15 protein-coding genes and 3 pseudogenes are annotated in these 17,231 nt (G+C 71.6%); 8 read left to right on the top strand and 10 right to left on the bottom strand.

The window, feature by feature from the left end; genetic code table 11:
- Nucleotide 1 precedes the first annotated feature (1 nt).
- From trpC to MTP03_RS10650, 3 genes and pseudogenes are all read right to left on the bottom strand, one after another.
- Nucleotides 2-820, bottom strand: coding sequence for an indole-3-glycerol phosphate synthase TrpC (gene trpC / locus MTP03_RS10660; RefSeq protein ID WP_248491878.1), 819 nt, complete (start codon nt 818-820; stop codon nt 2-4).
- Nucleotides 821-860: 40 nt separating this feature from the next.
- Entirely contained in the window at nt 861-1,508 is a 648-nt protein-coding gene (locus tag MTP03_RS10655; protein WP_248491877.1) for a TIGR02234 family membrane protein, read from the bottom strand.
- A pseudogene (locus MTP03_RS10650) lies at nt 1,505-3,059 on the bottom strand (anthranilate synthase component I). The gene MTP03_RS10655 and the pseudogene MTP03_RS10650 overlap by 4 nt, the downstream one beginning before the upstream one ends.
- A 37-nt stretch (nt 3,060-3,096) precedes the next feature.
- On the opposite strand from MTP03_RS10650, the gene MTP03_RS10645 reads away from it, so the two are divergent.
- Nucleotides 3,097-3,555 (top strand): peroxiredoxin, encoded by a 459-nt coding sequence (locus tag MTP03_RS10645; RefSeq protein ID WP_248491876.1) that lies wholly within the window; start codon nt 3,097-3,099, stop codon nt 3,553-3,555.
- A gap of 3 nt (nt 3,556-3,558) precedes the next feature.
- Here MTP03_RS10645 and hisI read toward each other — a convergent pair whose 3' ends face one another.
- The 6 genes and pseudogenes from hisI to hisH all read right to left on the bottom strand — a co-directional run bounded on the left by hisI (nt 3,559) and on the right by hisH (nt 7,185).
- Nucleotides 3,559-3,909 (bottom strand): phosphoribosyl-AMP cyclohydrolase, encoded by a 351-nt coding sequence (gene hisI, locus MTP03_RS10640; protein ID WP_248491875.1) that lies wholly within the window; start codon nt 3,907-3,909, stop codon nt 3,559-3,561.
- Nucleotides 3,906-4,681, bottom strand: a pseudogene (gene hisF, locus MTP03_RS10635) (imidazole glycerol phosphate synthase subunit HisF). The gene hisI and the pseudogene hisF overlap by 4 nt, the downstream one beginning before the upstream one ends.
- Before the next feature lie 25 nt (nt 4,682-4,706).
- Nucleotides 4,707-5,570, bottom strand: a complete 864-nt coding sequence (locus MTP03_RS10630; protein ID WP_248491874.1) for an inositol monophosphatase — start codon at nt 5,568-5,570, stop codon at nt 4,707-4,709.
- Nucleotides 5,570-6,304 (bottom strand): bifunctional 1-(5-phosphoribosyl)-5-((5-phosphoribosylamino)methylideneamino)imidazole-4-carboxamide isomerase/phosphoribosylanthranilate isomerase PriA, encoded by a 735-nt coding sequence (gene priA, locus MTP03_RS10625; RefSeq protein ID WP_248491873.1) that lies wholly within the window; start codon nt 6,302-6,304, stop codon nt 5,570-5,572. The genes MTP03_RS10630 and priA overlap by 1 nt, the downstream gene beginning before the upstream one ends.
- Before the next feature lie 9 nt (nt 6,305-6,313).
- Nucleotides 6,314-6,559, bottom strand: a complete 246-nt coding sequence (locus tag MTP03_RS10620) for a hypothetical protein (RefSeq protein ID WP_248491872.1) — start codon at nt 6,557-6,559, stop codon at nt 6,314-6,316.
- Nucleotides 6,556-7,185, bottom strand: coding sequence for an imidazole glycerol phosphate synthase subunit HisH (hisH, locus tag MTP03_RS10615; protein ID WP_248491871.1), 630 nt, complete (start codon nt 7,183-7,185; stop codon nt 6,556-6,558). The genes MTP03_RS10620 and hisH overlap by 4 nt, the downstream gene beginning before the upstream one ends.
- On the opposite strand from hisH, the pseudogene MTP03_RS10610 reads away from it, so the two are divergent.
- Both MTP03_RS10610 and MTP03_RS10605 read left to right on the top strand, forming a co-directional pair.
- Nucleotides 7,184-7,561, top strand: a pseudogene (locus MTP03_RS10610) (enterochelin esterase domain-containing protein); the annotation flags it as partial. The gene hisH and the pseudogene MTP03_RS10610 sit on opposite strands and share 2 nt — an antisense overlap.
- A 185-nt stretch (nt 7,562-7,746) precedes the next feature.
- Nucleotides 7,747-8,301: an alpha/beta hydrolase-fold protein gene (locus tag MTP03_RS10605; protein ID WP_248492123.1), complete on the top strand. Its 555-nt coding sequence runs from the start codon at nt 7,747-7,749 to the stop codon at nt 8,299-8,301.
- Between the two features lie 10 nt (nt 8,302-8,311).
- Here the strand turns inward: MTP03_RS10605 and MTP03_RS10600 are convergent, their stop codons facing one another.
- Nucleotides 8,312-9,076, bottom strand: a complete 765-nt coding sequence (locus MTP03_RS10600) for an IclR family transcriptional regulator (RefSeq protein WP_248491870.1) — start codon at nt 9,074-9,076, stop codon at nt 8,312-8,314.
- A 365-nt stretch (nt 9,077-9,441) separates the two neighbouring features.
- On the opposite strand from MTP03_RS10600, the gene MTP03_RS10595 reads away from it, so the two are divergent.
- From MTP03_RS10595 to guaD, 5 genes are all read left to right on the top strand, one after another.
- Nucleotides 9,442-10,926: an NCS2 family permease gene (locus tag MTP03_RS10595; protein WP_248491869.1), complete on the top strand. Its 1,485-nt coding sequence runs from the start codon at nt 9,442-9,444 to the stop codon at nt 10,924-10,926.
- A gap of 210 nt (nt 10,927-11,136) precedes the next feature.
- Entirely contained in the window at nt 11,137-12,645 is a 1,509-nt protein-coding gene (locus MTP03_RS10590; RefSeq protein WP_248491868.1) for a xanthine dehydrogenase small subunit, read from the top strand.
- Nucleotides 12,642-15,056: a xanthine dehydrogenase molybdopterin binding subunit gene (gene xdhB, locus MTP03_RS10585; protein WP_248491867.1), complete on the top strand. Its 2,415-nt coding sequence runs from the start codon at nt 12,642-12,644 to the stop codon at nt 15,054-15,056. The genes MTP03_RS10590 and xdhB overlap by 4 nt, the downstream gene beginning before the upstream one ends.
- 5 nt (nt 15,057-15,061) lie before the next feature.
- Complete coding sequence (gene xdhC, locus MTP03_RS10580) at nt 15,062-15,868, top strand: xanthine dehydrogenase accessory protein XdhC (RefSeq protein WP_248491866.1); 807 nt, start codon at nt 15,062-15,064, stop codon at nt 15,866-15,868.
- Entirely contained in the window at nt 15,865-17,148 is a 1,284-nt protein-coding gene (gene guaD / locus MTP03_RS10575; RefSeq protein WP_248491865.1) for a guanine deaminase, read from the top strand. The genes xdhC and guaD overlap by 4 nt, the downstream gene beginning before the upstream one ends.
- Nucleotides 17,149-17,231: the final 83 nt, after the last annotated feature.

Genomic DNA, 17,231 nt, shown 5'->3' with positions numbered 1-17,231 from the left:
ACTAGCGCGCGGGGCGGGGGCAGCTGGGGTGCGACCCGGCGGTGACCAGATCGGCGACCGCGGAGCGCGGATCGCCGGCCGTCACCAGGCCCTCGCCCACGAGCACGGCGTCGGCTCCCTGGCCGGCGTAGGTCAGCAGGTCGTGGCTGTCGCGCACGCCGGACTCGGCGATCTTCACCACCGACGACGGCAGGCCGGGTGCGATCCTGCCGAACGTATCGGGGTCCACATCGAGGGTCTTGAGGTTGCGGGCGTTGACGCCGATGACGGACGCCCCCGCCTCGAGGGCGCGGTCCGCTTCGACCTCGGTGTGGACCTCGACCAGCGCCGTCATGCCGAGCGACTCGATCCGGTCCAGGAGCGAGACCAGCACCGCCTGCTCCAGCGCCGCCACGATCAGGAGCACCAGGTCGGCTCCGTGCGCCCGCGCCTCATGGATCTGGTAGGGCGAGACGATGAAGTCCTTGCGCAGCACCGGAATCCGGACCTTCGCGCGGACGGCGTCCAGATCGGCCAGGGAACCCTTGAACCTGCGCTGTTCGGTGAGCACGCTGATCGCGCGCGCGCCCCCGGCCTCGTACTCGGCCGCCAGGGCGGCGGGGTCGACGATGCCCGCCAGATCGCCCTTCGACGGGCTGGCGCGCTTCACCTCGGCGATGACGGCGATGCCGGGTTCGCGGAGAGCGGCGGCGGCGTCCAGCGCCGGGGTGGCGGCCTGGGCGGCGGCCTTCACGGCGGCCAGATCCAGCACGGCTTCCCGGGCTGCCACGTCCGCGCGCACACCCTCGATGATCGAGTCGAGAACAGTGGGTGAAGTCACGGCAGCGGGCCTTTCGTGGAGCGTGCGGCGTGCTCCAAGGTTATCCCTCCGGCCCCGGGCGGTCGGGCGCGGCCCCCTCACCGGTCCCGGTCGTCGGGTCGCCGCCGCCGTCGAGCGCGTCCCACAGTTCTCGCTCCGACGCCGGTTCGGCCGCCGCGCCGTCGAAGACCCGCTGCTCGAGCTCCGCGCGCCGGGCGGCCGGAGACTGGTACTTCGAGCCCATCCCGCCGCCCCGCGTTCCCCGCATGAGCAGCGCCGCCGCGACGACGGCCACGGCCGCACCGGCGACCGCCAGCAGCGGACCGGCGAGCACCTTGTCGGTCTCGCCGAGATAGTCCTTGCGCGCCAGATCGAGGATCGTCTCGATGTACCGCACATCGGGCTCCTGCGTCAGCACCTGCAGCGCGGGATAGCCCGTACCCACCGCCGACGCGGCGACGACGACGGCGACGACCGCCCGCGCCCACCCCTTCAGCGCGAGAGCGGCCGGGATCGCGGCCAGGAACACCAGCGGCAGGGCGTTGAGCGCCGGCGCCCAGGTGTGGCCAGCCACGTCCATCGTGCGCTCGGGCGAGAGACCGTCCGCGACGATCACGTGCATCCAGCTCATCCGGCTCGCGCCCCAGACCGCGCCGGCGGCGATGGCCAGCAGGACGCAGGCCACGGCGAGGTTGCGCTTCGCGTTCACGCTCGCACCTCCCCGACGCCCCGCAACGTGTTGGCGGCGGCGACCGCCTTGAGGGCCGCCAGCGCCTTGTTCCGCGACTCGTTGTACTCGTACTCGCCCACGGAGTCCGCCACCACGCCACCACCGGCCTGGACGTACGCCGTGCCGTCCTTGAGCACGGCGGTGCGGATCGCGATCGCCGTGTCGGCGTCCCCGGCGAAATCCAGGTAGCCGACGATGCCGCCGTACAGGCCTCGTCGGGTGATCTCGGCCTCGTCGATGAGCTCCATCGCGCGCACCTTCGGCGCGCCGGTGAGGGTGCCCGCGGGGAAGCACGCCGCGACGGCGTCGAGGGCCTGTTTGCCGTCGGCCAGGTCACCCGACACCGTCGACACCAGGTGCATCACGTGGCTGTACCGTTCGATCCTGCGGTAGTCGGTCACCCGGACGGTGCCCGGCGCGCACACCCGCCCGAGGTCGTTGCGGCCGAGATCGACGAGCATCAGGTGCTCGCTGTTCTCCTTCTCGTCGGCCCGCAGGTCCTTCTCGAGCAGCAGGTCCTCCTCCGGGGAGACGCCGCGCCACCGGGTGCCCGCGATCGGATGCGTCGTGGCGGTGCCGTCCGAGACCGTCACCAGTGCCTCGGGGCTCGATCCGACGATCGAGAACGCCAGCGAGCCGTCCGGCGCCGGGACCTGGAGCAGGTACATGTACGGGCTCGGGTTCGAGGCCCGCAGCACCCGGTACACATCGATCGGGTCCGCCTCGCTGGGTACGGAGAAGCGCTGGCTGGGCACCACCTGGAACGCCTCGCCGGCCTCGATGTCACCGACCAGCTTCTCGACGATCGCGCTGTACTCCTCGACGGTCCGCTGCGCCGTCACCGCCGGTTCGGGCCGGGTGAACGACGCGACGGACGACGCGAGCGGCGCGGCCAGGGCCGCCTCCATCCCGTCGAGCCGGGCGACGGCGTCGGCGTACGCCTCGTCGACCCGGTCGGCGGAGCCGTCCCAGTTCACCGCGTTCGCGATCAGGGTGATGGTGCCCTCGTGGTGGTCGATCGCGGCGAGGTCGGCCGCGAGCAGCCACACCATCTCGGGCAAGTGCAGATCATCCACGGTCGTGTCGGGGAGCCGCTCCAGGCGCCGCACGGCATCGTAGGCCAGGTATCCCACCATGCCGCCGTTGAGCGGCGGCAGCCCCTCGATCCGTTCGGAGCTCAGCAGGCGCAGCACGTCGCCGAGCGCCTCGATCGGATCCCCGCCCGACGGCGCGCCGGCGGGCGCCTTCCCGATCCAGGTGGCGGCACCGTCGACAACGGTGAGCGCGGCCGGTGCCGGGGCCCCGACGAACGACCATCGGCTCCAGGACTGGCCCGCGGCCGCGGACTCCAGCAGGAAGGTGCCCGGCCGCCCCGGCGAGCTTGCGGTACGCCGAGAGCGGCGTCTCGGCGTCCGCCAGCACGGTACGGATGACGGGGACCACGCGGTGCCGGTCCGCGAGCGCGCGGAACTCGTCTTCGCTGGTGGTGGCACCGTCGGGCGGCAGGTTCGGCTGGTGTGCGGTACTCATCGCGCTCCATTATCGCCATGCCGGTAGGTTCACAGCCATGCGCATCGGCCAGCAGGCCCCAGACTTCGCACTCCCCGACCAGACCGGCACCGTCCGGACCCTGTCCGAGCTCCGCGGCGACGGCCGGGCCGCGGTCTTCTTCTACCTGACCGCAGGGCTGCCGGTGTGCGTCGCCGAGGTCGGACGGTTCCGCGATGCGGCCGACGAGTTCGACCTCCGCGACACCGCCCGCATCGGCATCAGCGTCGATCCACTGCCCCGCACCGGCGCGTTCGCCTCGGTCATGGAGCCGGGGTTCCCGCTCCTCGCCGACGCCGGCGGCGCAGTCGCCGAGAGCTACGGCGTCAAGCGCGGACGGTTCGCGGTGGCCCGGGTCAGGCGGCAGACCTTCCTCATCGACACCGACGGTGCCGTCCTGCACATCGTGGTCGGCGAACTGCGCGCGGTGGCCCACGTCGAGGAGACGCTGGCGTTCCTACGCACCCTCAGCGCGTGAGAGTCACCGCTCGCGGGCGAGCAACACATCACTGTCGAAGCACGTGTGCGTGCCGGTGTGGCAGGCGGGCCCGGTCTGCCGGACGGTGAGAAGGACGGTGTCGCCGTCGCAGTCGAGGCGCACGTCGAGCACCTCCTGCACGTGCCCGGACGTCTCGCCCTTGACCCATAGCTGCTGCCGGGACCGCGAGTAGTACGTGCCCTTCCGGGTGGCGAGCGTGCGCGCGAGGGCCTCGTCGTTCATCCACGCCATCATCAGCACGTCGCCGGTGCCCTCCTCCTGCGCGATGGCGGCGACGAGACCGTCGGCGTTGCGCTTGAGCCGGGCGGCGATCCGCTCGTCGAGGCCGGTCATCGTCGCACCACCAGACCGTGCACGGCCATCTCGTCCTTGACCTGGCGGATCGTCATGTCCCCGAAGTGGAACACGCTGGCTGCGAGGACGGCGTCGGCGCCGGCCTCGACGGCGGGCGCGAAGTGGTCCACGCTGCCCGCGCCGCCGGACGCGATCACGGGGATGCCGACGGCGGCGCGGGCCGCGCCGATCATCCGCAGGTCGAACCCGGCCTTGGTGCCGTCGGCGTCCATGGAGTTGAGCAGGATCTCGCCCACCCCCAGTTCTTCACCGCGACAGGCCCATTCGATGGCGTCGAGGCCCGTGCCGCGGCGTCCGCCGTGCGTGGTCACCTCCACCCCGACGGTGTCGGCTCCTCCCCCTCGGGGACGGTGCGGGCGTCGACGGAGAGCACGATGCATTGGCTGCCGAACCTGTTGGACAGCTCGCGGAGCAGTTCCGGGCGACTGATCGCGGCGGTGTTCACGGACACCTTGTCGGCACCGGCGCGCAGCAGGGTGTCGACGTCCTCGACCGAGCGCACTCCGCCGCCGACGGTGAGCGGGATGAACACCTGCTCGGCGGTGCGGCGCACCACCTCCAACATGGTGCCTCGTCCGGAGCTCGACGCGGTGACGTCCAGGAACGTCAGTTCGTCGGCGCCCTGGGCGTCGTACGCCGCCGCGAGCTCGACGGGATCGCCCGCGTCGCGCAGGTTCTGGAAGTTGACGCCCTTGACGACGCGCCCGTCGTCGACGTCCAGGCACGGGATCACACGCACGGCCACCGTCATCGGCTGCGTCCTCCTTCGAAGGGGTCTAGTAGCTCAGGGTTCCGGAGTGGCCCGGGTCGCCACGGTAGTCCGACGGCGCGCCCACGGACCGAACGATAGCGAGCAGTTCGTCGTAGACGCCGGGGGCGCCCGCGAGCACCGAATCGGAGCCGACGTGCCAGTCCTCGCCGGCGAGGTCGGTGACCTGCCCGCCCGCGGCGATGACCAGCGCCGCGCCCGCGGCGTTGTCCCAGGCGTGGTGACCGAACACGACGGCGCCGCCCAGCGCGCCGGACGCGGTGTACGCCAGGTCGACGCCGGTCGACCCGAACTGCCGCACCCGCGCCACGCGCCGCGAGACCTCGCCGAGGATCGCGTAGCGGTAGTCGCCGGGGAAGTGCCCGTTGCTGCCGCGGCTGAAGCTGCCGACGGCGATCATGGCGTCGTCGAGCCCGGCGTCGCCGAGCGGCGGCAACGCCTCGCCGCGGTTGCGGACGGGGCCCGCCACGTGGCCCGCGAACGCGTCTCCGACGAGCGGGAACCACGCGAGGCCGGCGACGGGCCTGCCGTCGTGCAGGAGGCCGAGGAGGGTGCCGGTGGCCGGGTATCCGGCGGAGTAGTTGAAGGTGCCGTCGATGGGGTCCAGGACCCAGACGGTGCCCTCGTCGACGGCGGGCCCGCCGTACTCCTCGCCGTGCACGGGGACGCCGGTGGCCTCCGCGACGGCGGCGGTGATCCGCCGCTCCAGTTCGAGGTCCAGGTCGGTGGCGAAGTCGGCCGGCCCCTTGGCGACGGACGCGGGTGCACCGACGCCCTCGACGAAACGGGGCGCTGCGGCGTCGAGTGCTTCGCCGGCAAGGGCGAGGAGCCGGTCGGGGTCGGCGGTGAAGCCGGCCGGGAGCGAAGCCATCAGCCCGACACCGCCGCCAACGCCTCGGGAAGGGTGAACCTGTTGGCGTACAACGCCTTTCCGATGATCGCGCCCTCCACTCCCTCGTTCACGAGCGATGCGATCGCCGTCAGGTCCGCGAGCGCGGAGATCCCGCCCGAGGCGACGACGGGGGCGTCGGTCGCGGCGGCGACCGCCGAGAGCAGCTCCAGGTTGGGGCCCGTCAGCGTGCCGTCCTTGGAGACGTCGGTCACCACATACCGGCTGCAGCCGTCGTCGTTCAGCCGCTCGAGCACCTCCCACAGGTCACCGCCGTCGGTGACCCAGCCGCGGCCCCGCAGGCGCCACTGCCCGTCGATCCGCTTCACGTCGAGGCCGACGGCGATCCTGTCGCCGTACCGCGCGAGCGCACTCGCGCACCACTGCGGATCCTCGATCGCCGCCGTGCCGAGGTTCACGCGCGCGCATCCCGTCGCGAGAGCGGCCTCGAGCGACGCGTCGTCGCGGATGCCGCCCGACAGCTCGACCTTGACGTCCAACTCGCCGATGACCTCTGCCAGGAGCTCGCGGTTGCTGCCCTTGCCGAACGCCGCGTCGAGGTCGACGAGGTGGACCCACTCGGCGCCGTCGTTCTGCCAGGCGAGGGCGGCATCGCGCGGCGACCCGTAGGACGTTTCGCTGCCCGCCTCCCCCTGGACCAGGCGCACGGCCCGGCCATCGGCGACGTCGACTGCGGGAAGAAGTACCAGACTCACGGGACCAGCTTAGTGCCCGGCGTCATCCGGGTTTCCCCGCTCCTGCTCGCGCGCGGCGCGCCCCACGATCCGGGTGGAGACGAACCCCATGGCCGCGACCGCCCCGATCAGCCCGATCGCCACGATCAGCAGCCCGACGGCGGGTCCGGGGCGCAGGACGTTGAGCAGCAGTACCGTGACCGCGAGCACCGCGACGGCCGCCCCGAGCGAGAACAGCGCCAGCCTCCCGAGCGACAGCCCGCGCCGGCCGGTCACAGGCGGCCCACCCAGTTCTTCAGGAGGACCGCGCCCGCGTCGCCGCTCTTCTCGGGGTGGAACTGGGTCGCCCACAGGGGGCCGTTCTCGACCGCGGCCACGAACCGACCTCCGTGATCGGCCCACGTGACTTTCGGGGCGCGGATGTGATCGGCGATGTCGAGCTCCCAGCGCTGCACGGCGTAGGAGTGCACGAAGTAGAAGCGGGTGTCGGAGTCGGTGCCGGCGAACAGCGCCGACCCCTCGGGGACCTCGACGGTGTTCCATCCCATGTGCGGAACCACCTGCGCCTGCAGCCGTTCGACGGTGCCGGGCCACTCCCCGCAGCCGTCTGTCTCGACACCGAACTCGATGCCGCGCTCGAACAGGATCTGCATGCCCACGCAGATGCCGAGGACCGGGCGGCCGCCCGCGAGCCGCTCGCCGATGATCCGATCCCCCTGGACCGCCTTCAGTCCGGCCATGCACGCCTCGTAGGCGCCGACGCCGGGTACCAGCAGCCCGTCCGCCGCGAGCGCGATCTTCGGGTCCGCGGTGACGGTGACCTCCGCCCCGGCCCGTTCCATCGCACGATGCGCGGACCGGATGTTGCCGGAACCGTAATCGAGGATCGCCACCGTCTTCATGCCGTCCAGCCTAATCGGCCATGCTGGTGCGGTGACGAACCACCACGGAGGCTCACCGCCACCTGCGGCGCATCCCACGGATCCGGACCCGGTGCGCGCCCGGTTCTCCTGGACTCCGCCGGCGGGCGCCGATCTCGGCGGCGTCTACCTGTGGGCCAATCGACTGACCGACAAGCGGCACGCCGCCCGGGGCATGATGCACCGCCGGCCCGACGGGTCGTGGTCACTCTCCCTCGACGTCCCGCGGGACGTCATGGCCACCTACCGGATCCTGCCGCTCCCCCACGGCCACCCGGCCCTGCACGACGGTCCGCTGCCGCCGCCGCGGGAACTGTTGCGGCGCGCGTTGATCGACGGGACGAACCCCGCGGCCGCCGCAGGATCACCGTTCGGCTCCGTCCTCGTCGGCCCCGGCGCGCCGGGCGTCGACGCCTGGACCGCGCGCGACCGCGCACCGTCGGAGCACGTGGACCTGACCGGCGACAGGCCGGTGCGCTGCCGTCTCGCCGCGCCTCGTGGAGAGGGTCCTGCGGACCTGCTGGTCGTCTTCGACGCCGATTCGTGGTTCGACCGGTTGCGCCTACCCGACGTCCTCGCCGCCGCGGGCCGACGGTGCGCGGTGCTCGGAATCGACTCCCCGCCGAACCCGGTGCGCGGCTGCGACTCCTGGGAGACCATGACGCCCTGTTCGCGGCGATCCGGGACGCGCTCGTGCGGGCTCGACGCGGGCGCGGCGACACGGGGAGGACGATCGTGGCGGGCCAGAGCCTGGGCGGCGTGGCAGCACTCGCGTTCGCGGCCGCGCATCCAGACGTCGTCGACCAGGTTCTCGCGTACTCGCCGTCGGTGTGGTGGCGCCCCGGCCGCACCGCGCGGCCCTCCGACGTGACCGCCCGCGAGGACTGGATCCACGCCCTCGTGGCCGGCTGCCCCTCCGGCGCGTTCGGGATCCGCCTGGCGTCGGGGCGGTTCGAGGAGGAGCTCACACCGGGGGTGGCGGCGCTCGCCGACACGGCGCGCACCGCGGGCCACGACGTCTCACACACCGTCTACGCCGGGGGCCATGACGAGGTGTGGTGGGCGGCACTGCTTCTCGACCACCTCACCTCGGCGTGATGTCCCGGCGCTACAGCTCGCGCGCGCCGATCAGGGCGTCGGAGATGATTCCGGTGGCGCGCTCCAGCGCGGGGATCGCGCGCTCGACGAAGTCGTCGCCGAGCCGCGAGACCGGGCCGGAGATCCCGACGGCCATCGGCGTCGGGGCGCCGGGGACGGCCATCGCGTAGCCCCGCACGCCCACTTCCTGCTCCTCGTCGTCGATCGAGTAGCCGCGGGCGCGCACCTTCTCCACCTCCGCGAACACCCCCGAGAGGGTGCTGACGCTGTGCGGCGTGGGCGCGGGGATGCCGGCCTGGCCGACGAGCTTGACGATGCGGGCGTCGTCGAGTTCCGCGAGGACCGCCTTGCCGACCCCGCTGTTGTGCAGGTTGACCCGGCGGCCGGCCTCGTTGTTCGTCCGCATGCTGTGTTGCGACGGCACCTGGCCGGTGTAGATCACCATGTCGCCGTCGAGCACCGCGAGGCTCGCGGTCTCCTCGAGCTCGTCGACCAGGGCCTGCAGGACGGGGACGGCGACGGCGCCGAGCTGACGGTTCGCGACCTCGCCGAGCCGGATGAGCCTGGGGCCGAGGGCGTAGCGGCGGTTCGGCAACTGCCGGACGTAGCCGATGCCGACGAGGGTGCGCAGCAGCCGATGAATCGTCGGCGGCGGCAGGGGCGTACCCGCCGACAGTTCGCTCAGCGAACACTCACCGCCGGCGCGCCCCATGAGTTCGAGCAGTTCGAACGCGCGCTCCACCGACTGCACACCAGTGGTCGATTTCCCCGCCATCGTCGCCCCTATCGCCGGATCGATTGTTCGTTCCATACGAGATTACGCACATCGATTCCACACTGTGTTCCGTATTGCGGGAACTGTCGCAAGCACAACTGACGAGGCGACGTGCGCGGCAAGCGTTGCCGCGCGGGCGAAATCGGCGGCGATGCGGTTCAGCGGTCTGCTTGACACCTCTCCGAAGGCGTGTTTCACTCGACGTGACCGGAATCACATTTCCGGAGGGCGGAACGCAATCTGCGCCGCCCGAAGCGATCGCCCTCCGCTTCGTCATCGATCACCCCGGCTTCGCCGCCGCTCCACCCGGGATATCTGACCGGATGCGACTCGCACCTCACGAATCGGACCCGAGAGGACCACTCATGACCAGATCCGCCGCCGACGCCGCCGAGGAGCGCGTCGACCCACCCGAGCCCGCGCAGCGCGGCACGCAGCTGCTGGATCGCTTCTTCGAGATCACCCGGCGCGGCTCCACCGTCCCGCGCGAGATCCGCGGCGGTCTCGTCACGTTCGTGGCGATGGCGTACATCGTCGTGCTGAACCCGCTGATCCTGAGCAGCTCCTCGGACGCGGCGCAGGGCACCCTCGGGTTCATGCAGGTCACAGCCGTGACCGGCCTGACCGCGGGCGTGATCACCATCCTGTTCGGCGTGGTCGCCCGACTGCCGTTCGCGCTGGCCGCGGGGCTCGGCATGAACTCGTTCCTCGCGGTCGCGGTGGTCAAGGACGTCACCTGGCCCGAAGCGATGGGGCTCGTGATCATCAACGGCGTGATCATCGTGGTGCTCGGCGCCACGGGCATCCGCACCGCGATCTTCCGCGCCGTCCCCGCCGAGCTGAAGACCGCGATCACCGTGGGAATCGGCCTGTTCATCGCCTTCATCGGGTTCGTCAACTCGGGCTTCGTCACGCGCACCCCCGCCGGCCCACCGGTCCAGCTGGGCCACGACGGCTCGATCGACGCCCTCCCCACGGCCGTCTTCATCTTCGCCCTCCTGCTCATCGCGGTCCTGGTGTCGCGCCGCGTCCCCGGCGCGATCCTCATCGGCATGATCGTCGCCACGGTGGCCGCGATCGTGGTGCAGCACTTCGCGAAGCTCGGCACCGTCGGCGACCCCACGCACCCCGACCCGAAGGGGTGGAACCTCAGCGCACCCGAGCTCCCCGGGCAGATCGTGGCCCTGCCCGACTTCAGCCTCATCGGCCAGTTCGACCTCTTCGGCGCCTTCGAGCGGGTGGGCGCCCTCGCCGCGACGATGCTGGTGTTCACGCTGGTCTTCACCAATTTCTTCGACGCCATGGGCTCGATGACCGGGCTCGCGCGGCAGGCGGGGCTGGGCCGGCCCGACGGGACGTTCCCCCGCATCCGTTCGGCGTTCGTCATCGAGGGCACGGGCGCGGTCGCCGGCGGCGCGGCGTCGGGCTCATCGAACACGGTGTTCGTCGACTCCGCGTCGGGCATCGCCGAGGGCGCGCGCACCGGCCTCGCCGCCTGCGTGACCGGAGCGTTGTTCCTGGTCTCGATGTTCTTCGCACCGCTGATCGGCGTGATCCCGATGGAGGTCGGCGCGGCCGCGCTGGTCGTGGTCGGCTCGATGATGGTCGCCCAGATCCGCGAGATCGACTTCACGCACTTCTCCGTCGCCCTCCCCGCCTTCCTCACGATCGTGACGATGCCGCTGACCTACTCGATCGCCAACGGCATCGGCGTCGGCTTCATCACGTGGGCGCTGCTGAGCCTGTTGAGCGGCCGCGACGAGAAGGCGCACTGGCTCCTCTGGGCGGTGTCCGCCGGATTCATCCTCTACTTCGTCCGCGGGCCCATCACAGCGCTCCTGGGCGGTTGACCTGCACCGATACGGATCGGACGGCGAGGCGTTCACGCCCTTCGAATCCGTGATGCGGAAACCCGATTCCGAAACGGGCTTCCCAATGTGAGCCCCGTCACGTAATATGAACGCACTGGATCGTGTTCGCATGGAAAACCAGCGATCCAGCTCAGCCTCGCAAACCATGCCTGTCCGAGCCGTGTTCAACGGTTCAGTAGGGATGCAGCGGTGATCGAAACGCTGACCGGATGTCATGTGACAGTCAACGGCGACTCCCGCCCGTTCTCGGGCCCCGCGTGGACGAGCGCACTGGATTGGCTCCGAGACCAAGGATTGACCGGCGCCAAGGAGGGTTGCGCCGAAGGCGAGTGCGGAGCGTGCTCGATCCTCGTCGCCCGCCCCGGCGACCCGGACGATCCGAACGATAAGACCAGGTGGACGGCCATCAACGCCTGCCTCACCCCCGCCGCCGCACTGGCCGGCCAGGAGGTGATCACCTCCGAGGGGCTCGGCGAGCCGGACCGGTTGCACCCCGTGCAGCAGGCCATGGCCCTGCGGGGAGGTTCCCAGTGCGGTTACTGCACACCGGGCTTCATCTGCAGCATGGCCGCCGAGTACTACCGGCCGGACCGCTGCCCCGACTCCACCGTCGCGCCCACGGACTCCACGGCCCCCGACGCCGAAAACGGCGACGACGAGCACGGGCCGAACGGCTTCGACCTGCACTCCCTGTCCGGGAACCTGTGCCGCTGCACCGGCTATCGGCCGATCCGGGACGCGGCGTACGGCCTGCCGTGCGCACCCGCTGCCGACGACCCCCTCGCCGCCCGGCGCGCCGAACCCGCCGCCACCGCGGACGACACCGTCGTCGAGATCAACGGCACCGGAGGTCGATTCGTCCGACCGACGGCCCTGGCCGGCGCCCTGGACATCCTGGCCGACGCCCCTTCCGCGGTCCTCGTCGCCGGTTCCACCGACTTCGGGGTCGACGTCAACCTCAAAGGCCGCCGGGAACCGCTGGTGGTCGCTATCGACCGGCTCCCGGAGCTACGGGAGCTGCGCGTCGACGACGGCGCGGTGGAGATCGGCGCCGCCCTCGCCCTGTCCGAGATCGAACGCCGCCTGGCCGGCCGGATCCCGTTGTTGGCGCAGGTCTTCCCGCAGTTCGCCTCCCGGCTCATCCGCAACGCCGCCACCCTCGGCGGCAACCTGGGCACGGGCTCGCCGATCGGCGACACCCCGCCGGCCCTGCTCGCGCTCGAGGCGCAGCTCGTCCTCGCCTCCAGGGAGGGCGAGCGCACCGTCGAGCTGGCGGACTACTTCACCGGATACCGCCGGACGGTGCGCCGGCCGGACGAGCTCATCAAGGCCGTCCGGATCCCGCTCCCGCTCAGTCCTGTGACCGCGTTCCACAAGATCGCCAAACGACGCTTCGACGACATCTCGAGTGTCGCAGTGGCGTTCGCCCTGACGATCGACGACGAGGGCCTCGTCACCCGCGCCGCGATCGGGCTCGGCGGCGTGGCGGCGACCCCGCTGCGCGCCGTCGCGACCGAGCAGGCGATCCTCGGCCGCCCGTGGTCCGCCGCCACGGTGCGCGCCGCGGCGGAGGTCCTGCGCGCGGAGGGAACGCCGATGGGCGATCACCGCGCCTCGGAGCGGTACCGCACCGCCATGCTGGGACGTTCCCTCGAGAAGCTGTTCGCCAACACCACGACCGGAGCGGAGCCGTCATGAGCCACCTGTCCGAGCGCCCGGCGAATGCCGTAGTCGGGCAGGAGATCCCCCACGAGAGCGCCGTACTGCACGTCACGGGTGCGGCCCTCTACACGGACGACCTGGTCGGGCGCACGCGCGACGCGCTGCACGCGTACCCGGTGCAGTCCGACCGGGCCCACGCGCGCATCGTCGCGCTGGACACCGCTGCGGCGCTCCGCGTCCCGGGCGTCGTCCGCGTGCTGACCGCCGCCGACGTCCCGGGCGTGAACGACGCCGGCGTCAAACACGACGAGCCGCTCTTCCCCGAGGACGAGGTCATGTTCCACGGCCACGCCGTCTGCTGGGTACTCGGCGAGACCCTCGAGGCCGCCCGGCTCGGCGCGGCCGCCGTCCGCGTCGAGCTGGAGCCGCTCCCCTCGCTGATCACGCTGCGCGACGCCATCGCCGCCGAGAGCTTCCACGGAGCCCGCCCGACGGTGCGCCGCGGCGATCCCGACGCGGGCTTCGCGGCGGCCGAGCACGTCTACTCCGGCGAATTCGAATTCGCCGGCCAGGAGCACTTCTACCTCGAGACCCACGCGGCCCTTGCCCAGGTGGACGAGGCCGGGCAGATCTTCGTGCAGTCGAGCACCCAGCACCCGTCGGAGACGCAGGACATCGTGGCCCACGTGCTCGGGCTGCCCAGCAACGCCGTCACCGTCCAGTGCCTCCGTATGGGCGGCGCGTTCGGCGGCAAGGAGATGCAGCCGCACGGCTTCGCGGCCATCGCCGCGCTCGGCGCCGTGCTGACGGGACGGCCCGTCCGCCTGCGGCTGGACCGCACGCAGGACATGACGATGACCGGCAAGCGACACGGTTTCCATGCCACGTGGCGGATCGGGTTCGACGGTGCCGGCCTCATCACCGCGCTCGAGGCCACGCTCACCGCCGACGGTGGCTGGAGCCTCGACCTGTCCGAACCCGTCCAGGCGCGCGCGCTGTGCCACATCGACAACGCGTACTGGATCCCCAACATCGCCGTCCACGGACGGATCGCGAAGTGCCACAAGACCTCGCAGACCGCGTTCCGCGGCTTCGGCGGTCCACAGGGCATGCTGGTGATCGAGGACATCCTCGGCGTCTGCGCCCCGCGACTCGGGCTCTCCGCCCGGGAACTGCGGCGCCGCAACTTCTACGGCGACGGCCAGACCACGCCGTACGGCCAGCCGGTCCGCCACGCCGACCGCGTCCGGACCGCGTGGCAGCAGGTCATCGAGACGGGCGGGATCGAAGCACGCGAGGCGGAGATCGCGGCGTACAACGCCGCTCATCCGCACACCAAGCGCGCGCTGGCGATCACGCCGGTCAAGTTCGGCATCTCGTTCAACCTCACGGCCTTCAACCAGGCCGGCGCCCTCGTCCTGGTCTACAAGGACGGATCGGTGCTCATCAACCACGGCGGCACCGAGATGGGCCAGGGGCTGCACACCAAGATGCTCCAGGTCGCCGCGACCACGCTCGGCGTTCCGCTGCAACGGGTCCGGCTCGCGCCGACGCGGACCGACAAGGTGCCGAACACCTCCGCGACGGCCGCCAGCTCCGGCGCCGACCTCAACGGCGGCGCGGTGAAGAACGCCTGCGAACAGATCCGCGGTCGCCTCGCCGCCGTGTCCGCGACGATGCTCGGCACCAACCCCGCCGACGTCCGGTTCTCCGACGGCCTGGTCAGGGGCCTCGGCGTCGCGTCCGAGGAACTCACCTGGGAGGAGGTCGTGCACGCCGCCTACTTCCAGCGGGTCCAGCTGTCGGCCTCCGGCTACTACCGGACCGAGGGCCTGCACTGGGACGCGAAGTCCATGCAGGGCGAACCCTTCAAGTACTTCGCCTACGGGGTGGCCGCCAGCGAGGTCGAGGTCGACGGGTTCACCGGCGCGTACCGGCTGCGCCGTGTCGACATCGTGCACGACGTGGGTGATTCGTTGTCCCCGCTCATCGACCTCGGCCAGATCGAGGGCGGGTTCGTCCAGGGCGCCGGCTGGCTCACCCTGGAGGACCTGCGCTGGGACGAGAGCGACGGCCCCACGCGCGGACGCCTGCTCACCCAGTCGGCCAGCACCTACAAGCTCCCGAGCTTCTCGGAGATGCCACCCGACTTCCGAGTCGCGCTGCTGGACAAGGCGCACGAGGACGGTGCCGTGTACGGCTCGAAGGCCGTGGGCGAGCCGCCGCTGATGCTCGCGTTCTCCGTGCGCGAGGCCCTGCGCCAGGCTGCGGCTGCGTTCGGGCCGCCCGCTACGAGCGTCGAGCTGGCATCGCCCGCGACGCCGGAGGCGGTGTACTGGGCCATCGAGTCCGCTCGCGCGGGCGGGCCGGAGCGGAACGGGCACCGTCGGGACGCGGAAACGGTCGGGACCGCCCGGACCGCACCGGCTCCCGCGCCCATCGGCTGATCGCCATGACCTGGCTGGCCGATGCCACCCGCCTCCGCGCACAGCGCGTCCCCGCCGTGCTGATCACCCAGATCGGCGTCCGGGGGCACGCACCGCGCGAGGCGGGCGTGAAGATGATCGCCACTGCGGAGGGCGAATTCGGCACGATCGGGGGCGGCAACCTCGAGATGACCGCCGTCGACCGGGCGCGCGAAATGCTTCACGACGGGGTCTCCGTCCCGGAGACCCTGACACTACGACTCAACGACAAGGCCCGGACGCAGCACGGGCGGCAATGCTGCGGAGGTGAGGTGGTGGTGGTGTTCGAGCCGCTTCCGGTGGTGCCCGCGGTCGCGATCTTCGGGATGGGACACGTGGGCCTCGAGCTCGCGCGGATCCTGTCCCGGCAGGACGTCGAGCTGTACCTCACCGATTCCCGGCCGGAGCAGGTCGCCGCCGCCGGGCGGCTGGAGCCGGGCGAGGCCACCGTCCACGTGCATCACTCGATGCTGCCGGAGGACCTGCTGGCCGAGCTACCCCCCGGCAGCCACGTCCTCATCATGACCCACGACCACGCGGAGGACTTCAGCCTCTGCGATCAGGCACTGCGCACGCCCGGGCTGGGCAGCGTCGGACTGATCGGCTCGTCGGCCAAATGGACCCGGTTCCGCGCGATGCTCGCCGAATCCGGGCACGCCGCCGACGCCATCGACAGCATCCAATCCCCCATCGGGATCAGCACCCTCGCCGGCAAGCACCCCGCCACCATCGCGGTGAGCGTCGCCGCCGACCTGCTCGCCCGGTTCCTCGCCGTTCAAGGAGAACGACCATGATCATCTACCGCAGCCGCGTGCTGGACACCCCGGACGACCCGTTCACCGGCGGGTGCCTCCGATCCGACGACGACGCCGGCATCGTGGTGCAGGACGGCGTGATCGTCGACCGCGGCGACTTCCGCGCCGTCGCCGGCCGCCACCCGGCGGCCGAGATCCACGACCTCCGCGACGGCGTCCTGCTCCCCGGCATGGTCGACACCCATGTGCACTACCCGCAGGTCCGGGCGATCGGCGGGCTCGGCATGCCGCTGCTCGACTGGCTGCAGAAGTGCGCGCTGCCCGAGGAGTGCGAACTCGCCGACCCCGAGTACGCCCGGGTCGTGGCGCGGGAGTTCCTCACGGGCCTCACCTCCGCCGGCACCACGAGCGCGTTGGTGTTCGGCTCCCACTTCGCGGACGCCGTCGACATCCTGTTCAGCGAGTCCGACCGGGTGGGCGCCCGGGTGACCGCGGGTCTCGTCACGAGCGACCGCAACCTTCCCGAACCACTGCTGAGCACACCCGAACGCTCGTACGACGAGGGTCGCAAGCTGGCCGAGCGATGGCACGGCCACCGCCGCCTCCGATACGCCGTCACCCCGCGGTTCTCCTACTCGACCACCCCGGAGATGCTCGCCAGCGGAGCCGCGCTCATGCAGGACGTCCCGGGACTGTGGTTCACCTCCCACATCAACGAGAATCCCGCGGAGATCGCCGCGGTGATCGACCAGTTCCCCGGCGCGAGGACGTATCTCGACACCTACCACCGGCACGGCCTCGTGCACGAGCGGTCCGTCCTGGCGCACAACGCCCACCCGACGGATACGGAGCTCGCCCTGCTGGCGAGCACCGGCGCCGCGGTGGCCCACTGCCCCACCTCGAACTCCGCGCTCGCCAGCGGATCGTTCCCGTTGCGCCGGCACCTGGCGCACGGCGTCCGAGTCGCCCTGGGCTCGGACGTGGGTGCGGGCAGCGGCTTCTCGCTGTTCAAGGAGGGCCTGCAGGCGTACTTCATGCAGCAACTGCTCATGTCCGACGGAGTGCCGCTCACCGCGGCACACCTGCTGCACCTGGCCACCCGCGCGGGCGCGCTCGCCCTGGGGCTCGACGAGGTCGGCGATCTGTCCGTCGGGCGGCAGTTCGACGCGATCCTCGTGCGGCCGAGCGCAGGACAGCCGCTCGACGTCTGCCTCCGTCGCGCCGAGTCGGCCGACAACGCCCTCGCCAAGATCTTCTCGCTGGCCACCCCGAGCGATGTCGCGCGGGTCTGGATCGGCGGCGACGAGATCGCCGCCTGACCTCGCGGCGCAGCGGATCGCCGAACCCTTGTGGGCACCGCCGCAGCGGCGTAGACTCCACCATACGGAATTACTCTTCCATT

Source organism: Tsukamurella sp. PLM1 (assembly GCF_023168325.1).
Taxonomy (GTDB): domain Bacteria; phylum Actinomycetota; class Actinomycetes; order Mycobacteriales; family Mycobacteriaceae; genus Tsukamurella.
The sequence above is the reverse complement of the archived record's forward strand: the minus strand, read 5'-3'. Positions and strand labels throughout refer to the sequence as shown.

Bases quoted from the DNA above. Each gene is read 5' to 3' on its own strand.
- MTP03_RS10645 (WP_248491876.1), top strand. From the start codon at position 3,097: ATGCGCATCGGCCAGCAGGCCCCAGACTTCGCACTCCCCGACCAGACC.
- hisI (WP_248491875.1), bottom strand. From the start codon at position 3,909: ATGACCGGCCTCGACGAGCGGATCGCCGCCCGGCTCAAGCGCAACGCC.
- MTP03_RS10630 (WP_248491874.1), bottom strand. From the start codon at position 5,570: ATGGCTTCGCTCCCGGCCGGCTTCACCGCCGACCCCGACCGGCTCCTC.
- hisH (WP_248491871.1), bottom strand. From the start codon at position 7,185: ATGAAGACGGTGGCGATCCTCGATTACGGTTCCGGCAACATCCGGTCC.
- MTP03_RS10600 (WP_248491870.1), bottom strand. From the start codon at position 9,076: ATGGCGGGGAAATCGACCACTGGTGTGCAGTCGGTGGAGCGCGCGTTC.
- MTP03_RS10595 (WP_248491869.1), top strand. From the start codon at position 9,442: ATGACCAGATCCGCCGCCGACGCCGCCGAGGAGCGCGTCGACCCACCC.
- xdhB (WP_248491867.1), top strand. From the start codon at position 12,642: ATGAGCCACCTGTCCGAGCGCCCGGCGAATGCCGTAGTCGGGCAGGAG.
- xdhC (WP_248491866.1), top strand. From the start codon at position 15,062: ATGACCTGGCTGGCCGATGCCACCCGCCTCCGCGCACAGCGCGTCCCC.
- guaD (WP_248491865.1), top strand. From the start codon at position 15,865: ATGATCATCTACCGCAGCCGCGTGCTGGACACCCCGGACGACCCGTTC.